This is a genomic window from Clostridium sp. HV4-5-A1G (assembly GCF_900184915.1).
Classification (GTDB): Bacteria; Bacillota; Clostridia; order Clostridiales; family Clostridiaceae; genus Clostridium_B; species Clostridium_B aromativorans.
On sequence record NZ_FXYI02000323.1, the window covers coordinates 1 to 1664 of the forward strand.

Annotated in this window: 1 protein-coding gene; it reads left to right on the forward strand. The window is 28.9% G+C overall.

Features of this window, described 5'->3' with window-relative positions; all coding sequences use genetic code 11:
* Positions 1-227 precede the first annotated feature (227 nt).
* Positions 228-1346: a PocR ligand-binding domain-containing protein gene (locus tag J5G60_RS18205; RefSeq protein WP_150358918.1), complete on the forward strand. Its 1119-nt coding sequence runs from the start codon at positions 228-230 to the stop codon at positions 1344-1346.
* Positions 1347-1664 lie beyond the last annotated feature (318 nt).

Here is a 1664-nt window from a genome sequence, read left to right on the forward strand (position 1 = left end):
TATAGATTGTTTACTAGTATAAGTTAAATGTATTATAATTAATTATAGAATAGAAATAAACTATAAAGATTTCATATAGGATTAGAAAACTGATCAATCTCAACATTTCAATAAAAAATTTGATAACGTATCTAATAATTCTTATCTACTGAATGCTTAAAATTTAAGCTGACCAATAATTGTGTATTCACAATTAACTTATATTTTTTGTGAAGGGAGGAATTAATTTGAAAAGTAATTTTCCCAATTTAGACTATATAATTAATGTAAATAATTTTCAAAAGATTCAAGATGCTATATCAAAAGTGGTGGAGACGTCCCTACTGACTGTTGATTATAAAGGGACGCCTGTTACGAAGCATAGTAATTGTAGTGATTTCTGTAAAATCATAAGAACTAACTGTATTTACTCCAAATTGTGTGAAAAGTGTGATTCAAGAGGAGGGTTAGAAGCGGCCAGGCTGCAGCATCCTTATGTGTATATATGTCATATGGGACTATTGGTTTTTGCCATACCTGTAATTGTAGATGGTCAATATTTAGGGGCATTGGTGGGTGGTCAGATTTTAATTAAAGAGGATTGCCGAAAGAAAGATCTTGAACGGATATTTGAAGATAGGTTCACAAAAGCAAAGTTGTTTGATAAAAAAGAAATTGAGGAAGCGTATAAAAAAATTCGAGCAGTTTCACTGGATAGGATTAAATCAGTTGCCAATATGATATTTCTTATCAGTAACTATATAGTAGAGGAAGCCCTATTAAAAATAAAATTAAACGAGATGAATGAAGAAATATTAATGACAAGCAGAAATAAAAATGTAGAAGAAGTTTTACTAAAAACAAAATTAAATGAAATGAGTCAAATAATATCAATGACAAGCAGAGATGAAAATATGAAAAATGTAAACATAACACAGGGAAAAGAACCTGATAAAGTATATAGTTTAATTGATACTATTAATAAGGGAATTTATAACAAGAGCTTTGAAATAAAAGAACAGAAGAACAATATAATTTTGAGGCCAGCTTTAGAATACATTCAAAATAACTATTGTCATAGCATTAGTCTAGATGAAATGGCATCTTTATGTAATATTAGTTCCAGCTATTTCAGCAAACTTTTTAAAAAAATGACCGGTGAGAATTTTTCCAACTATATAAGTAAATTGAGAATGAAAAAGGCAAAAGAGCTGCTTGAAACTTCTGATATTTCCATTAAAAATCTTTCTATAGATTTGGGCTTTGAAGATTGTGGATATTTTGTAAAAGTATTTAAAAAAATAGTGGGTGCTACACCCTCTTCGTACAGACTACAACATAAGTTTAAACACAATGAAGTACAATAAATAGATGCATTTAGTACAAAAAAATACAATTGCTGAAAAAAAAGTAAACGTTTTATTGCATCAAGATTACAGAATAATTCAATGAATATTGTCTGCCAATTTACTATAATTTAAATATAGACTAACTGATAAGTAAAGGGAATTTCTAATTTGTCAAGTTAATGAGACAGAGTATAAAGTCAGAGGCTTTATACCCATTTTTGTTTTAAAAGGAAAGTCATCGATGGCAGAAAAATTCATTAGGTGCAAATCCAAGGCTGTCAGGTTTTAAAAATGAGAAAGAATTGAGAGGAAGAGGAATTTCCTATTGTGCAACCT